This is a genomic window from Allobosea sp. P1_A7, from assembly GCF_056406775.1.
On the sequence record NZ_JBFTZN010000116.1, the window covers coordinates 1 to 16,537 of the forward strand.

Annotated in this window: 13 protein-coding genes and 1 pseudogene; 8 read left to right on the forward strand and 6 right to left on the reverse strand. The window is 66.6% G+C overall.

Annotated elements, in window-relative coordinates; translation table 11 throughout:
- The 3 genes and pseudogenes from AC1D34_RS20060 to AC1D34_RS20070 all read right to left on the reverse strand — a co-directional run.
- Positions 1-233 (reverse strand): annotated as a pseudogene (locus tag AC1D34_RS20060) (acyclic terpene utilization AtuA family protein); the annotation flags it as partial.
- A 103-nt stretch (positions 234-336) separates the two neighbouring features.
- The gene (locus AC1D34_RS20065; RefSeq protein ID WP_476825125.1) at positions 337-1,260 is read right to left on the reverse strand and encodes a LysR family transcriptional regulator; all 924 of its coding nucleotides are present in this window, start codon (positions 1,258-1,260) and stop codon (positions 337-339) included.
- Positions 1,257-2,210 carry a LysR substrate-binding domain-containing protein gene (locus AC1D34_RS20070; protein ID WP_476825126.1) on the reverse strand — a complete coding sequence of 318 codons (954 nt, stop codon included), beginning with the start codon at positions 2,208-2,210 and terminating at the stop codon, positions 1,257-1,259. The genes AC1D34_RS20065 and AC1D34_RS20070 overlap by 4 nt, the downstream gene beginning before the upstream one ends.
- A gap of 139 nt (positions 2,211-2,349) precedes the next feature.
- Between AC1D34_RS20070 and AC1D34_RS20075 the strand changes: the two genes are divergently transcribed.
- The 7 genes from AC1D34_RS20075 to AC1D34_RS20105 are packed head-to-tail and all read left to right on the forward strand — an operon-like array spanning position 2,350 to position 8,487.
- Complete coding sequence (locus tag AC1D34_RS20075; protein WP_441493589.1) at positions 2,350-3,240, forward strand: transporter substrate-binding domain-containing protein; 891 nt, start codon at positions 2,350-2,352, stop codon at positions 3,238-3,240.
- A gap of 46 nt (positions 3,241-3,286) precedes the next feature.
- The gene (locus AC1D34_RS20080; protein ID WP_476776253.1) at positions 3,287-4,486 is read left to right on the forward strand and encodes an alpha-hydroxy acid oxidase; all 1,200 of its coding nucleotides are present in this window, start codon (positions 3,287-3,289) and stop codon (positions 4,484-4,486) included.
- Positions 4,483-5,199 carry an amino acid ABC transporter permease gene (locus tag AC1D34_RS20085; RefSeq protein WP_476825127.1) on the forward strand — a complete coding sequence of 239 codons (717 nt, stop codon included), beginning with the start codon at positions 4,483-4,485 and terminating at the stop codon, positions 5,197-5,199. Before AC1D34_RS20080 ends, AC1D34_RS20085 begins: the two co-directional genes overlap by 4 nt.
- A complete protein-coding gene (locus AC1D34_RS20090) occupies positions 5,196-5,993 on the forward strand; it encodes an ABC transporter permease subunit (protein ID WP_476776255.1) in 798 nt (265 codons plus the stop codon). The genes AC1D34_RS20085 and AC1D34_RS20090 overlap by 4 nt, the downstream gene beginning before the upstream one ends.
- Before the next feature lie 2 nt (positions 5,994-5,995).
- Complete coding sequence (locus AC1D34_RS20095) at positions 5,996-6,748, forward strand: amino acid ABC transporter ATP-binding protein (protein ID WP_441493585.1); 753 nt, start codon at positions 5,996-5,998, stop codon at positions 6,746-6,748.
- A gap of 25 nt (positions 6,749-6,773) precedes the next feature.
- Positions 6,774-7,796: a C-terminal binding protein gene (locus AC1D34_RS20100; protein WP_476776256.1), complete on the forward strand. Its 1,023-nt coding sequence runs from the start codon at positions 6,774-6,776 to the stop codon at positions 7,794-7,796.
- Positions 7,797-7,833: 37 nt separating this feature from the next.
- Entirely contained in the window at positions 7,834-8,487 is a 654-nt protein-coding gene (locus AC1D34_RS20105) for an RraA family protein (RefSeq protein ID WP_441508666.1), read from the forward strand.
- Positions 8,488-8,683: 196 nt separating this feature from the next.
- On the opposite strand, the gene AC1D34_RS20110 is transcribed toward AC1D34_RS20105, so the two are convergent.
- Entirely contained in the window at positions 8,684-12,679 is a 3,996-nt protein-coding gene (locus tag AC1D34_RS20110; protein WP_476825128.1) for a Pls/PosA family non-ribosomal peptide synthetase, read from the reverse strand.
- A 216-nt stretch (positions 12,680-12,895) separates the two neighbouring features.
- Complete coding sequence (locus AC1D34_RS20115) at positions 12,896-14,311, reverse strand: cytochrome P450 (RefSeq protein WP_476825129.1); 1,416 nt, start codon at positions 14,309-14,311, stop codon at positions 12,896-12,898.
- Positions 14,312-14,668: 357 nt separating this feature from the next.
- On the opposite strand from AC1D34_RS20115, the gene AC1D34_RS20120 reads away from it, so the two are divergent.
- The gene (locus tag AC1D34_RS20120) at positions 14,669-15,490 is read left to right on the forward strand and encodes an ATP-grasp domain-containing protein (RefSeq protein WP_441493581.1); all 822 of its coding nucleotides are present in this window, start codon (positions 14,669-14,671) and stop codon (positions 15,488-15,490) included.
- A 486-nt stretch (positions 15,491-15,976) separates the two neighbouring features.
- Here the strand turns inward: AC1D34_RS20120 and AC1D34_RS20125 are convergent, their stop codons facing one another.
- Entirely contained in the window at positions 15,977-16,333 is a 357-nt protein-coding gene (locus AC1D34_RS20125; RefSeq protein ID WP_441493580.1) for a hypothetical protein, read from the reverse strand.
- Between the last annotated feature and the right edge of the window lie 204 nt (positions 16,334-16,537).

Sequence of the window (16,537 nt, forward strand, 5' to 3'; positions counted from 1 at the left end):
ATAACCGGTATGCCAGCCGCACGCCCGGCACGGATCAGGGCGGTCAGCTCGCGCTTGATGCTGACGTCCGAGACGAGGGGCTTGCCCGAGCCGAGATAATGCGGACCCGGATCGGTCGACCCGGCATCGACGGCGATCACGGCTGGGTTGAGCGACATGCCGCGCGCGAGCGCTTCTTCGCCAAAGCCATAACCTAGCGTTCCGGTGGGGGTGAGGACTGTGATGGGCGGCATTCCTGCCTCTCTTTCGCGAAGAAGTTCCTTCCACGATAGAGGCGGTCGCACGAGGCCTGCGGTCAAATCGCTTCTGCCGCCTCAGACATAACGAAAAGATATGCTAGATCGGAGGCTCCCCGATGGCTGTCGCCATGATTGCGAGCTTGCGGGTCAAGCCGGTCCTGACATGCTCGACGAGAGCGCGCGTGCCGAGCGCGGCATCGCGGAAGCTCGGCAGGGCGACCCAGATGTCGTAATCCACGGCGGGCCGGAAAGGGCGAACGACCAGTTGGCCGCTCGCGAAACCTTCGGTGCTCAACGGATCGACGACCGACACGCCGACGCCGGCCGCGACGAATGAGCAGCAGGCCTCGGTGAGTTGCGCCGTCAGGACGACGTTGGGCCGGGCTCCGGTTTCGGCGAAGGCCTTGTCGACTTGCAACTGCGCGCGATCCTCCTCGACCATGCCGACGAAGCGTTCCCCGGTGAGATCGGTCGCATGGACCACATCCAGTCCGGCCAGCCTGTGGCCCGGCGGCAGTGCGCAGACGGCGCGCATGGTGCAGAGCTTCTCGAACCGCACGCCCGGCCTGTCAGCCGCGAACATGCCGAAGCCGACGTCGACGGCTTGCGTGGCGATGCGCTCGACCAGCAGCCAGGAATTGCGGCTCGACATCTCGATCCGCAGGCCAGGCCGCGCCTCCAGGAATTCGGCCAGGATCGGCGGAAGGATGCGGGTGGCGAGCGAGGGAAAGGCCACGAGCCGGATTTCGCCATAGTCGAGCCGCTGGATCGCCCTGGCGCGCGCCTGGATCGAATCGACGCCGAGGAAGACGCGTTCGACCTCCGCATACAGCATCTGCGCCTCGGCGGTCGGGATGACGCCGTTCCTCTGACGATGGAACAGGCCGAAGCCGCATTTGCGTTCGAGCAGCAGAACGAGCTTACTGACGGCCGGCTGAGACAGCCCGAGCCTCTCACCCGCCCGAGTGAAGCTGCGGAGTTCCATGATCGCCTTGAAGGCCTCGATCTGGCGGATGTTCATGCGCGCGGCGCCTCGGCAGGTGCAGGCATTTCATCACTCATGCCGTGCCCGTCCGCGACTTGGTCGGCGAAGCGTTCCAGCTCGGCCAGGGCATGCGCGACGAAGCTGTCGACGAGGTTGAAGGATCGCGCCGCCTTTGGGCGAATGAGCCAGATGTCGAACTCGACCGCAGGCGAGAACGGCCGGATGATGACGGCGGGGTTGGTGTTGTTGTAGGCGCTGATCGGATCGACCACCGCCACACCGGCGCCGGCCGCGACGAAGGAAAAGGCAGTCTCCGACTGGCCGACCTCGATGCGCAGGCGCCGCTGGATCTTTCGCTCCTCGAAGATCCTGTCGATGACGAAACGCGAATGGTCCTGCGGCCCGAGCGAGATGAAGTCCTCGTCCGTCAGGTCGTGAGCCTCGATGGATCGGCGCGTGGCCAGGCGATGGCCGGCGGGCAGGATGCAGAGCCCGCGCAGCCGGTGAAGATGCGTGCTTTCGACTTCAGGCCGATCGCTCGGCAGAAAGCTAAAGCCAACATCGACATGCTGGGTGGCGACGGCGTCGATCAGGCTACGGGAACGCATGCTTTCGATGCGAAAACGCGTGTCGGGCCTGTCCTTGCAGAAGCCCCACAGAATGTCGGGCACGACGCGACGGGCGATGGCGGGAAAGGCGGCGATGCTGAGCGCCCCCCAGGACTGGTCGCGCAACGCCGTCGYGACCCGGGCAATCTGACCGACGCCTACGAACATCCGTTCCACTTCAGCAAACAGCGCCTGGGCCTCTCGCGTCGGGGCCAGCTTGCTGCCCTGCCGCTCGAAGAGGCGAAAGCCGCAATGGCGTTCGAACAGGGCGATGAGCTGGCTGACTGCCGGCTGCGAGATGCTCATCCTCTCGCCGGCGCGCGTCACACTGCCCGTGGTCATGACGGCACGAAAGGCCTCGATCTGGCGGACGTTCATGTGACAGCATAAGCTCCAGTTATTCTGCAGCGATAATTTTCTATTGGAAAATTATATTCCGCAAGATGATCATCCCCTCAAGGACGCACGAGGATGTCCGAGGGACATTCCGGCAAGCGTTCGGACAACGGGGATCGTCATGTTCATCGAAAACGCCCAGCGGCGCCTGCGCGCCATGATGTCCGTCTCGGCCGGCACGGTTCGCAGCGCACGCTACCTCACCGGCGCATCGCTCATCGGGCTCGGCCTCGCCGCCTCGCTCGGCGCCGCGCAAGCCGACCAACTCGACCGCGTCAAGCAGCGCGGCAAGCTCATCGTCGGCATCCGCAACGACTATATCCCCTTCGGTTATCTGGACCCCAAGGCCCAGAATGTCGGCTTCGAGGTGGATCTCGCCCGGGCCGTCGCCAAGGACCTGCTGGGCTCGGAAACTGCGATCGAATACGTCCCGGTCGTCGCCTCGAACCGGATCGAGTTTCTGAATGCCGGCCGCATCGACGTGATCTTCGCGACGCTCGGCGTCACCGCGGATCGCGGCAAGGTCATCGACTTCACGCAGCACTACTATTCCATGGCCGGTATCGTCCTGATGGCGCCGAAGGAAGCGACCTACAAGAGCTGGGACGACATTCGCGGCAAGAAGATCTGCGGCAGCCAGGGCAATCTCTACAACCGGACGCTGAGCGAGAAGATGGGCGCCGAGCTGGTGCTGTTCACCGGAACCGCCGAAATCTTCAGCGCCTTCCAGGGCGGCCGCTGCGACGCCATCGCCTTTGACGGCCCGAACCTGAACATGAAGGTCATGGAGGACGGCTGGAAGGACAAGTACAAGATCGCGCTGCAGACCTTCGAATACGTCCCGATCGCCGGCGGCGTGCGCAAGAACGAGCCCGCATTCCTCAAGGCGGTCGACACGGCCATCATCAAGGCCGAGGCCGGCGGGCTGATGGTCGAGGGCGAGAAGAAGTACAATCTCGGCGAGAGCGAATACGTCCAGAAGCGCGCTGCCGATGCGAAGAAGGCGCAGTAGCGCGAGCGCGGAGGGTCAGGCGCGAGCGAGCGGGGTTCGGCTCATCATGCATGCGTTGAAGGTCGCTCCTCGCAACAGGCGCCGCGCCATCGATCGCAGCGCCGGCCTCGCCGGCCTGGATGCCGGCGTGCGACGCATGCTGCCGCCGGCGCTCTATCACTACCTCGCCGGCGCCTCCGACGACGAGGCGACGCACGCCCGCAACCTTCGTGCATTCGGCGAGCTCGCCTTCCTGCCCAAGGTGCTCGTCGACGTCTCGCGGCGCTCGCTCGCCAAAACGCTGTTCGGCGTCGAAAGGCCCCTGCCCTTCGGAATCGCGCCGATGGGGCTCAGCCGGCTGATCGCCCCGGATGGCGACATTGCGCTCGCGCGGGCCGCCGCCGATGCCGACATCCCCTTCATCCTCAGCGGCGCTTCATTGACAGCGATGGAAGAGGTCCGGGCGGCCGGCGCGACGAGCTGGTTCCAGGCCTATATTCCAGGCGAAGCGGACCGCATCGCGAGGCTGATCGACCGCGTCGAGGCGGCCGGCTTCGACACTCTGGTGATCACCGCTGACACCGCCGTGCACCCCAAGCACGAGCGCGCCGCGCGGCACGGCTTCCATTCACCGGTGAAGCCGAGCCTGGGCCTCGCCTGGCAGGGGCTGTCGCGCCCGGGCTGGCTCCGGCGCGTTCTCTTGCGCGACCGCTTGGCCGCGCTGAAATTCCGCTTCGAGAACATGGATGCCGAACAGGGGCCCCCGGTCTTTTCCGCGAACCTGGTCCGCGATATCGGCCGGCGCGATGCCCTGTCCTGGCCGCATATCGAGGCGGTGCGCCGACGCTGGAAGGGCAAGCTGGTCATCAAGGGCATCATGGCGGCCGGCGACGCGGCCGTGGCCGAGAAGGCCGGGGTGGACGGCATCATCGTTTCCAATCACGGCGGCCGGCAAGTCGACTGCGCCGCCAGTTCGCTGGCCGCCCTGGAGCGTATCGCCGAGCGCGGCCTGAGGCTGACTGTCATGCATGACGGTGGCATCCGGCGTGGCGCCGACGTGCTGAAGGCGCTCAAGCTCGGCGCCGATTTCGTCTTCGTCGGACGGCCGATGCTGATGGCGGCGGCCATCGGCGGCCAGCGTGGCGCCGCCGAGGCCATCGCCTTGCTGGCAGAGGAGATCGACATCGCCATGGCGCTACTCGGCATCGATGACCTGCGTGGCCTGGCGGAGGTCGAGTTGCTGCGGGATCGGAGACCTCTGTCATGAGCCTCGACTACAGCTGGCTCAGCGACGGCCTCTACCAGACCTGGCTGCTGCGCGGCCTGGGAACGACAATCCTGATGAGCCTGCTCGGCATCGCATTGATGCTGGTGATCGGCGTGGCGGGCGCGCTCTGCCTGCATTTCCGCCTGCCGGTACTGGAGACGCTGACGACCGTTCTGGTCGAGCTGTTCCGCAACACGCCGCCGCTGGTGCAGCTCTTCTTCCTCTATTTCATGCTCTCCGAAGTCGGGCTGAAGCTGACAGATCCGACGACGGGCCGCAGCGTGCCGTTGTTCTCGGGCTTCACCTGCGTGGTGCTGTCGCTGGGTCTCTACAACGGCGCGATTGCGGTCGAGATCATCCGCTCGGGTCTGCTCGCCGTGCCGTCTCAGACCGTCGAAGGCGCGCGTTCGCTCGGATATACGCGCTTCCAGACCTTTCGACATGTCGAGCTGCCGATTGGCTTCAGGCTGTCGATGCCGGCCATGACGAACAATGTCRTCAGCCTGATCAAGACCTCGTCGCAGGCAGCGCTCGTCGCGGTTCCCGACATCATGTACGGCGCGACGCAGATCTCCCTCGAGACCTTCAGGAATCTCGAGGTCATGCTGCTGATCTGGATTCTCTACGTCGCCCTGGCGAGCCTCGCCGTCATCATCCTGCGCCGGCTGGGCGACGTCTTCCGCATCCCCGGATACGGAGTCCAGGCGTCATGAGCCGCGAATGGCGCGCCTTCCTGCTCGGCATCATCGGCGTTCCGGCCGTGCTCGCCGCCTTGCTCTTCGCCGTGTATGGCGCCGAAACGCCGGCCATTCTCGCGAAGATCTGGCTGCGCACGCCGCTGCTGCTCTCCGGCTCGGCCGACTTCAGCGGCTCGACCGGGGGCTTTGCGGCGAACATCCTCATCAGCCTCTGGGCGATGGCGATCGCCGCAGCCGTCGGCGCCGTGCTCGGGATCGGACTGATCTCCCAGGGCAAACTCATCCGCCTTCCCTCCGAATTCGTAATGAACGTGCTGCGCAACTCGCCCTGGCTGGTCGTGCTCTACGCGATGCTCTACCTGCTGCCCTTCGAGATCACGGTCTTCGGCGCCACGGTCTTCCTGTCGCCGATGGTGAAATCGATCGTCGGGCTCGCCCTGCCGGTGACTGCGAACATCGCCGAGGTGTTTCGCGGCGGCGTCGAGGCCATCGCCAGCGGGCAGTGGGAATCGGCGCGTTCGCTCGGCTATCGCCGGCTGCAGATCCTGCGGCATATCGTGGTGCCTCAGGCGCTGCCGCTGATGACGCCGAACCTGATGACGATCTATGCGATGCTGTTCATCGGCACGAGCCTCGTCGTGGTCACCGGAACCTCCGACGTGATTTCGGTCGCGCGCACGGTCATCGGCAGCGACGGCGATCACATCGCCACGGCCGTCTACATTTTCGTGCTGCTGCTCTTCTTCCTCTTCAGCTTTCCGATCGCGATCCTGACACGCTGGCTCGAACGGCGCGTGCGAGCGAGGTGACCATGACGACCGCCATTCCGAAAACCTTCATCGAACTGCGCGACGTCCACAAGTCGTTCGGCGCCTTCCCCGTGCTCAAGGGCGTCTCGCTCTCCGTCAACGATGGCCGCGTTGTCTGCATCATCGGCCCCTCGGGCTCCGGCAAATCGACGATCCTGCGCTGCATCAACGGGTTGACGCCGATCAACAGCGGCAGCATCCGCGTCGGCGATTTCCAGGTGGAGAAACTCCGGACCGACCGCGCATTCATCCCGCTGCGCCATCAGGTCGCGATGGTGTTCCAGCAGTACAATCTCTTCCCCCATCGCACGGTACTCCAGAACCTCACCATGGCGCCCATCCAGGTGCTCGGCGAGAAACCTGCGGAGGTGACGGAGCGCGCCCGCGCCCTGCTCGCCAAGGTTCGGCTGACCGGCAAGGAGGGCGCCTATCCGGGTGAGCTTTCCGGCGGCCAGCAGCAGCGTGTCGCGATCGCGCGGGCGCTGGCCATGCAGCCCCGCGCCATCCTTTTCGACGAGGTCACCGCCGCGCTCGACCCCGAGATGGTCAGCGAGGTGCTGAGCGTCATCCGCGATCTCGCGCGGGAGGGCATGACCTGCGTGCTGGTGACCCATGAGATGCGCTTCGCGCAGGAGGTCGCCGACGAGGTGTTCTTCACCGATCGCGGCGTCATCGTCGAGCACGCGCCGCCCGCGACCCTCTTCAAGGCCCCCTCCGACCCTCGCCTAAAAGACTTTCTCGACAAGGTTCTCTGAAACGCTGCGGCCAGGATTGATTGCGATGACTGCCCTCAAGGTATTGGTTCCCGACGCGCATCTGCGCGATCTCGACGTCGAGCGCGGCGTCTCGGGCGACAGGCTGGACTACATCGTTTTCGACGAGACAGATCCGGACGCGATTCCGGATGAAATCTGGCGCAGTTGTGACGCGGTGCTGGTCTGGCACCGCATGAAGATCACGGCCGACGTGGTCGCCAAGCTCGATCGCTGCAGGCTGATCGTGCGGGTAGGTGTCGGCTTCGACAATGTCGACGGCGCCGCCTGCCGCGCGCGCGGCATCCCGCTCTCGAACGTTCCGAACTACGGCACCACCGAGGTGGCCGACCATGCGCTGGCGATGCTGCTGCATCTCGTGCGGGGGCTCGGCAGCTATGAGGCGCGGCTGAAGGCCGATCCGGTCGCCGGCTTCGTCGCCGAGGACGTGCCGGTGGTGCGCCGTATCCGCGGATCGACCTTCGGCGCGATCGGCATGGGGCGCATCGGCACGGCGGTCGCCCGCCGCGCCGCAGCCTTCGACATGAAGGTCATCTATGTCGATCCCTTCCAGCCGGAGGGACATGATCTCGGCCTGGGCATCGAGCGCGTCCGCACGCAGGAGGAACTTCTGCGCCGCGCCGACGTCGTCAGCCTGCATGTGCCGCTCTCCGACGACACGCGCAATCTTATGGGGGCAGCCCAGTTCGCCGCGATGAAACCCGGCAGCATCTTCATCAACATCGCCCGCGGCGGGCTCGTCGATGTCGATGCCCTCCACGACGCGCTCAAGAGCGGCCACATCGCCGCCGCCGGCCTCGACGTGCTGCCCAAGGAACCGCCGGTGCCGACGCCGGCGCTGATCGAGGCCTGGCGCAGCAACGCCTCCTGGCTCGCCGGGCGCCTCGTCGTGACGCCGCACGCCGCCTTCTACTCGGAGGCCGGCTATCTCGACATGCGCACCTTCTCCGCCGAGATCCTGCTCGAATTCCTGTTCGAGGGACGGCTGCGGAACAACGTCAATCCCGGTTGGGACGCCAAGGCGAACTGACGGCCGGCAAATACCTCTCGCACACGGGAACAAGACAATGGCCTTTCAGCAGAGCGAAACCGACTTCAGGGCGCTCAGCGCCGAAGAACTCCAGGCCTGGCGGGCAATCCCGCCGGCCGTAGCCTCCGACTGCATGAACCGCACGCAGGTGATGAAGGCGGCGATCAAGCCGATCGCTGCCGACACGATCCTCTGCGGCCAGGCCCGCACCGTAACGACGATGGTCGGCGATTGCGGGCCGATCTGCTCGCTGATCGCGGCGGCGAGACCGGGGGAGATCATCGTCGTCGATGCGGGCGGCGTCGAAGACACGGCCGTCTGGGGCGGGGTCATGACGGAAGAGGCCGTTCAGCGGCGGATCGGCGGGGCGGTCATCGACGGGGCGGTGCGGGACGTCTCCGATCTGCGCAAGGCCGGCTTCGCCATGTTCTGCCGCGCCATCGTGCCGAGGGGACCGCATCACGGATTTGGCGGAACGATCGATGGCACCGTCGCGGTCGCGGGCGTGCCGGTTCGATCGGGCGATATCGTCCTCGGCAATGACGACGGCGTTGTTGTCGTACCGCTGGAGCGCGCTGCGGAGGTCCTGGCCGCCGCGCGGGCGCATCTGCTGAAGGAGGAGGACTGGATCAAGACGATCCGTTCCGGCGGAACAATACCTGAAATGTTCTCTATACCGGCCGCAAAATAGCAGCGGAATGACGATGGATTGAGGGTGGCGGCAATCGTTCTGCTGGAGGTCTGCATGGCCCGATAGCGAATGCCGGGTCTCGGGCGAGGCTTGAACCTCTGGAATTGGAGCGAACGTCAGCGATCCACCCGATCGGTCCCGTGCATGAGCGCGCGCATCGCCMGAAGGCTTGGGCGCTCCGCCGGACGAGGCCGCCTCAGGCCGGCGCGGCAGGCGCGCCGGCCCATTCGGTTTGCGCCGGGATCGTCTCGCCTTTCATGACGATGGTGAGCAGGCCGAGCCGGGCGTGGTCGGCGACGTTGGTGTCGTAGAGCACCGTGGTCAGCCCGCCAAGCACGCAGCCGCGGCCGATCTCGATGCGGCCGACCTTCATCACCCGGTCCTCGAAGAGATGGGTCTGGAGGTTGGCGGTCGCGTTGATCGCGGCATAGTCGCCGATGCTGACGCAGTCGAACTCGGTGATGTCGGTCGAGTCGAGATAGACGCCCTGGCCGAGCTTCACGCCGAAGAGGCGCAGCACCCAGGGCAGCATCGGCGTGCCGCGCAGCGCATTGAGCAGGATCGCACCGGCGGTGCCCCAGTAGAGCGTCGTCATCGCCTCGGTGCGCAGCGCCCACCAGGACCAGAGGCCGCGATTGCCGGGCCGGTAGACGCCCATCACCAGCCATTTCATCAGCGGCACCGCCGTCGCCAGCGCAATCGAGGTGCCGACCGCGCAGGCGACGAAGACCGGAGCGAACTCGCTCCAGCCTTCGGCACTTTCGAGGGCGGGGAAGAGGAAGAGTTCCGCCGTGATCGTGCCGAGCGTGATGAACATCATCGTCGGCATCGAGGCGCTGAACAGCTCGAGGACGGCGCGCAGGATGCGGCGCCAGAGCGGAGGCCGGAAGGTCTTGGCGATGTCGGCATCGTCGAAGCGCTGGCGCGAGGGCAGCAGGATCGGCGGACTGCCGAAGCGGGTCTCGCCGGGCTGCATCGCCACGTCGGCGGGCGGCTTCGACTTGATGCCGAGCAGCGAGCCCGTCGGCAGGAAGGCGCCGGGCGGCACCACCGCGTCATTGCCGATGAAGACCCGGTCGCCTGTGCGCACGGGCTTTGCGGTCATCCAGCCGCGGCGGACATCCTCGTCGCCGAGCACGACCTCGTCGGCGACGAAGCAATGCGCGCCGATCTCGAWCATGTCGAAGCGGCCGCCGAAATTGGTGGCGATCTCGGTGTCCTTGCCGATCTTGGCGCCCATCATGCGGTACCAGAGCCGCATGTAGACCGTGGAGAACAGCGAGGACAGGCTCTGGAGCATCACATCCGAGGCCAGGCCCACGGTCCATTTGCGCAGGCCGTAGCCGGAGGCGATGGCATGCGTGCCCTCGACCGAGCGCGGCATCACGAGCCAGCGGATCGCGGTGACGAGCAGGACGGTGGCGAACATCAGCACCATCGCGGTCGGCCAGGCGAGGACCGGCAGGACCCAGCGATAGTCGATGCCGACCAGCTCCTGCAGCGGCCCGTCGAAACGGTCGAGAATGAAGAAGGCCGGGAAGATCGGCAGCAGCGCCAGCGCCGGCATCACCAGAAGCATGGCGCCGAAGAAGACGCTCTGCAGCGCCCTGACCGGCACCGAGGGCTGCTGGGCGTGCTGGGGCCAGGACGCGGGATCGACCTTGCCGGTGCGATGGCCGGGCGAACCGTCCCAGTGCTCGAAGGCGCCGACGCGGCTGCCTGCGGCGAGCGCGGTCAGATCGGCGAGCTCGGCGCCCTCCCTGATCACCGTGTCATGGCYGATGGCGCAGGAGGTGCCGATATAGGCGTCCTTGCCGATCGTGATCGTGCCGATCACCAGCTCGTTGCCGATCACCTCGGCATTGGCGAGGCTGAGCTTGCCGCCGAGCGTGACGTCGTCCCCGATCTCGATGAGGTCGATCGCGCCGGCCTCGAAGCCGCTGACGAAGACGCCCTTGCCGACCCGGGCGCCAAGCAGACGCATGGCGACCCTGGCCAGCGGCGTGCCCTGCATCAGGTTGAGATGGACCATCCCGGTGAACTGGCGGGCGAGCCACCAGCGGAAGAAATAGACGCCCCAGAGCGGATAGCAGCCGGGCGTCGTGCGCCAGAGCACCAGGCGCTTGCCGAGGATGCCGGCGATCATCACCGAGAGCGTGACGAGCGCATAGATGCCCATCATCATCAGGATCTCGCGCAGCTCGACGCGCCCGTCGACCGTGATCAGCTCGTAGATGACATAGATCGTCAGCCAGGGGCCGGTCAGCGCCAGCAGCAGCACCGGCATGCAGGCGAGCTGCGCCAGCCCGCAGAACAGCCGGCGCCGCAGCGGCGGCGGCGTGAAGGTGAGATCGCGCGCCGGCGGCCGGCCGATATTGGCCTGCCTGCGCTCGTCGAGCCGGGCGGCGATCGCGCGCAGGGTGCGCAGGCTGTAGACGTCCTCCAGCGTGATGCTCGGCAAAGCGGGATTGGCACGCACGCCGGCAAGGAAGGTGGCCGCCAGCAGCGAATGGCCGCCGAGATCGGCGAAGAAATCGGCCTCGAACCCGATCGTCTGGCCCGGGAAGAGCGGCCGGGCGGCGTCGAGCAGCGCGGCTTCGGTCGCGCTCCGCGGCTCCTCCTGTTCCTCGGCGGAGGCCACCATCGTCAGCGGCGCCGCCTTCAGCGCCTTGCGGTCGGCCTTGCCCGAGGTCAGGCGCGGCAGGCTCGCCATCTCCTCGAAATGCGAGGGCAGCATATAGGGCGGCAGGGTCTCCTTCAGGGCGGCGCGCACCGCTGCACGGTCGAAGGCGGTCGCCGTGTCCGTCACCACGAAGGCGACGAGCCGGTCGATGTCGTCGTCGCGACGCAGCACCACGGTCGCCTGCGCGATGCCGGGCAGGTCGCAGAGCCTGGCCTCGATCTCGCCGAGCTCGAGCCGGAAGCCGCGCAGCTTGACTTGATCGTCGATGCGGCCGTGGAAGAGGATCTTGCCCTTCTCCGAAATGCTGACCGCATCGCCCGAGCGGTAGAGCACCGGGTCGGTGCCGTCGCCGCCGAAGGGATTGGCGATGAACTTCTCGGCGGTGAGCTCGGGACGGCCGAGATAGCCCGCGGCGACGCCGGGGCCGCCGATCAGGAGCTCGCCCTCGGTGCCGGGGCCGACGATCGCCATCTGTTCGTCGACGACATAGCAGGTGTAGTTCGGGATCGGCAGGCCGATCGTCACCGCCTCGTCCGGCGTGACCTCGTCGACGGTGGCGACGACGGTGGCCTCGGTCGGCCCGTAGGAGTTGAAGACCTTGCGGCCCGGGCGGCACCAGCGTTGGCGAACAGCCGGCGGGCAGGCCTCGCCGCCGAGGATGATGATGCGCAGGCTCGGGATGTCCTGCGGCATCGCGAGCAGCGTCGGCACGGTGTCGAGCGCGGTGATGCCGGCCTCGGTCATCAAGGCCGGCAGGCGCTCGACCTCGCCCAGCACCTGCGCCGAGGCGACCCAGAGCGTCGCACCGACGAGATAGGGGACGAAGATCTCCTCCAGCGAGAGATCGAAGGCGACGGAGGCGCCCTGGAAGGAGACGTCGTCAGCCGCCATGCCATAGACGTGGTTCGACGAGCGCAGATAGTGGCAGATGTTGCTGTGCGCGATGACGATGCCCTTGGGCTTGCCGGTCGAGCCCGAGGTGTAGATCGCATAGGCCGGGCTCGCCGGCGTCACGCCCTCACTGCGCGGATCGACCGGCGGAGCGTCCGTGCCGGCGGCGATCAGGTCGGGGCAGCGCACGGCCTCGGCGGGCAGCTCCCGGTCGAGTTTCGCGCCGGTGACGTCGTCGATGACGATGATACGGGCCTCGCAATCGGCGAGGCATTCACCGATGCGCTCGGGCGGGGCGTCGGCGTCGAAGGGGATATAGGCCGCACCGGCCTTGAGGATGCCGAGCAGCGCGACATGCAGGTCGAGCGAGCGCGACATCCACAGGCCGACAAAGGCCCCTGCCCCGACGCCGCGCGCCCGCAGCGCGCGCGCCACCTTGTCGGCGCGGGCGTCGAGCTCGGCATAGGTGACGCGCTCGGCTGCGAAGATGATGGCTGTATGCTCAGGCGTCCGCCGGACGGATGCCTCGAAGATCTCGCCGAGCAGTTCGTCGCGCAGGAGCGAGGGCTCCACGGCGCCCACGAGCTTTCCGGCACCGCGCCCGACGATGGCATGCATGATCCGCTTCCCCCAGCCAGACGCCGCAAGGCTGAACCGCCTGTGCGAGACCGGGATTTGCTAGCGATGAGAGATGTAGATTGCGTTAGGACATTGCGAAGCGTTGTTCCCGCCCCGCCCCACGAACGCTGGGTCAGCGCAAGGCAGGCTCTTCAGGCTCGGGAGGAGAAAGCCCCCTGGCCGGGGCGATCGATCGCAACGCTTGCGGACGGCACTCTAACGACGGGCCCGGAGCTTCATCGGCATGCCGCCCTGCGGCCGCAGCGTGATCCGCTGCTGCGGGACCGGCGGATCGCTTCCGGCGTATTCGAACCGGAAGGCGCCGATCAGCTGGGTCAGGCTCAGCACGGCCTCGATCATCGCGAAATGCTGGCCGATGCAGATCCGCGGTCCGGCGCCGAACGGCAGATAGCCATAGCGATCGATCGTCTCGCGCGCTCCAGGCAAGAAGCGCTCCGGCCAGAACTGCGTCGGCGCGGTCCAGAGGGAGCGATGCCGATGCAGCACATAGGGCGAGATGATCGCGAGCGCGCCCTTGGGGATCGCGACGCCCCCGACCTCATCCTCGGCTATCGCGACGCGCGACAGCGAGGGCACGGGCGGGTAGAGTCGCATGGCCTCCTCGATCACCGCGCGCGTCATGGTCAGGCGATCGCCAGCGAGCACTGCGGCGACAGGGTCGGCCGCCACCGCATCGGCCTCGGCCTCGAGGCGCTCCCTGACATCGTCGGCCATCGCGACGAGGTAGAGCGACCATGTCAGGGCATTGGCCGTCGTCTCGTGGCCAGCGCCGATGAAGGTCACGATATTGGCGCCGACCTCTGCGTCGGTGAGGCCCGTGCCGGTTTCGGGATCACGCGCATCGAGCAGGGCATCCAGCAGATCGCGGGCATGCGGATCGGCGCTTGGCGGTTGAGACAGGCGCAGCGTTTGCCGGTCGGTCACGATCGCCTCGATCTGCCGCTCGAAGAAATCGATGGCGGACCGCGCGCGAATGCGGCCGATCCGCGGGATCCAGGCCGGTGCGCCCAGGATATCGAGCGGATCGATGCGCCCCTGCGTCGCGAAATAGCGGGTCAATGCCTGCCCGAAGGCCACGGCGCCGCCCGCGATCGCGTTCGAGAACAACGTCTCGGCCAGCACGTCATAGGTCAGCCGCGTCATGTCCTCGCCGATGTCGACGATCCTGCCGGCGCGTCGCTGCGCCATCCGCGCCACCTGACTGGCGATCGGGGGCAGCATCCTCGCGGCAAGCGCTTCGACCCGCCTCGGCGTGAACAGCGGGGCCAGCGTGCGGCGGGCCCGCTTCCAGGCGTCGCCCTCGACCGTCAACAGTCCCTGCCCCAGGCCGGGCGCGAGAATGGTCTTCTGAAGCGCGTCCTTCGGATAATTCGCGTTGTTCTCGACGAGCACGTGCCGGATCGCAGCAGGGTCGGAGATGACGACGCCATAGCCGAGCACGCTCTTGCCGGCGACGATCGGGTCCTGGAAATGCTGCTGGCGCCAGATCGTCAACGGGTTGCGGCGCAGGCGCAGCAGCAGCTCCAGACGGCCGAGCTGGCGATCGCCCGGAATCGGCGCCGGGGGCGTCCGCCTCTTGGACGGCTCGGCGGGAACCTCTGACAGAACCATGCGATGGCGCCTTCTGAAACGAAGAACCGCCGGGCGAGCCTGGCCTGTGCGGGTGTCGTTTCAAAGGCAGGTGCTGAGGGCTGCTGAAAAGGCGATCCCCTCCGATCGAAGGGGGCGCCCGGCGAGGCAACACTCCGGAAAAGGGGCTGAACCCATYCCTCGCATTCAGGGAATCGTTACGTTCAGCAGCTACGCCCGGTCTTCATCGGGCACGCGGAGCTCGCCGGGTCGCGCAGGATGACAGCTCCACAAGGCGACCCTGCAGCGTCACGCGCGCTCCCGGCGCGGAAGGCTCGACCTGCGCTTGCCGTCCTCTGGACCCCCGGCCGGACGCTCGCCCCGTCCAATCGCGCTGCAATGGATCAGTTTCTCGCCAGCGCACGCAAGCTGGATCTGGATGTTACGATCGTCGCAGAAGCCGACCTCGATCGGCTGGCTGAGTTCGACGGCGTTTTTATCCGGGATCACACGCGCCTGGACGATTACACCCACCAGTTCGCGCTGCGTGCGGCCGAACTCGGCCTGGCCTCGATCGATGACCCGATCTCGATGCGGATCTGCGCCGACAAGGTGTCCCAGGTCCGTCTCTTCGAACGCCACCGGGTGCCGACGCCGAAGACGTTGCTCCTGCACCGCGGGAACATCGGCGATGCGATCCCGCTGCTCGGCCTGCCCTGTGTCGTCAAGCTCCCGGACAGCTCGTTTTCCAGAGGCGTCTGCAAGGTGGAAGGCGAGGCCGAATTTCGGGTGCGCTGCCTGCAATGGTTCGATCGCTCCCCCGTCCTGGTCGCTCAGGAGTACATCCCGACCCGCTTCGATTGGCGCATCGGGGTGCTCGATCGCCGGCCGCTCTTCGCCTGCCGGTATCACATGGTGCCGGGCCATTGGCAGGTTGTGCAGAACGCGGGCTCACGGGACTATCGGGAAGGCTTGACCGAGGCCGTCGCCATCTCCGAAACGCCCAAATCCGTGCTGGCAGCTGCGCTGGCTGCCGCCGACACGGTCGGCGACGGCTTTTATGGCGTTGACGTCAAGGAGTGTGGAGAGCGGCCCCTCGTGCTCGAGGTCAATGACAACCCCAATGTCGATGCCGGCCATGAAGATGCGCTCATCGGGAATGCGCTCTACGACACGGTCATGGGATCGCTCGATCACCGCATCAGAGCGACGTGCCGATAATCGACAGGGCACGGCCCCGGGGCCGCGGCGTCCTCCCTCGGAGGCCTTCGAATGCCAGCCTTCAGCCGGTCCGCCACCGCTAGCCCGGGCCGGCATCCGGAACGCGTCACAGATGCGGACCTCGAGAGGGGAATAGCGAAGCTTTTGAGCCGGCGAGCGCCGGTCTCGCCGCTCCGGGGGCTTGCCGCTCTTCGCCCTTGCCAAGGAACGGGTCCCGATCGCGGCATAAGCGGATTCAACCATGGCCCACCGTGGCCCCGACCAGAATTGATGGCACTACGAATTAGGAACTGAAGGCCACGAACGTTCCTGTCGATGGGTTCTGGTCGGTCAGCCTCTACAACGGGGACATGGTTCGGCTCTATCGACCGCGAGCCGAAATTCTCAACGGATCGCGGACGTTTCCGGAGGCACAGCCGATGAACTCCCCGGTACCTTCTAGCTGGCTGTATCAACTCCCACTTTGGAGACGCGATCCCTTTTGGGTCAGAGCCGCGGAATCACACTGATCAGCACCGGGATCAGGAAGCCCAGTGCGAAGGCTGCCGACAGGCAGATCAGGCGCATCCTGCGGATGAAGGCTGATGTATCGCGGATCATCCGACCTGCATCCTTCGCGCCGTGCTCGAAGGCCAGAGCGACGCAGGCCAGCAGCAATGCCACCGACAGGCCATGGAGCGATACGGCAAAGCCATCCGGCAGGAGGCGCAGCATGGCCGAGGCCATGAGGATGATGGCCCCGACCAGGGCACCTGCGGCGATAGACACGGGAACGCGTGCAAGGATCGAAACCCTGACGTCCCGGGTGATGGATTGAGGGGCAAACGCGGTGTAAAGGGACATCGGACCGAGCCTTCCGGGGGTTCCCTCGGATCATCTCCCCTTCCCGCGCCCGCTTGCATGCGCTTGATCACACAAGCTCCGAAGCCAGCCCCAGGCCGGCGAACTCGACGGTGGCCGGAGGCCCGGAGGCGAGCATTCCCGACTGGACCTGCCTGACCGGACCGCTTGCCTGACAGGACCTCTTGCCTGACAGGACCTCTTGCC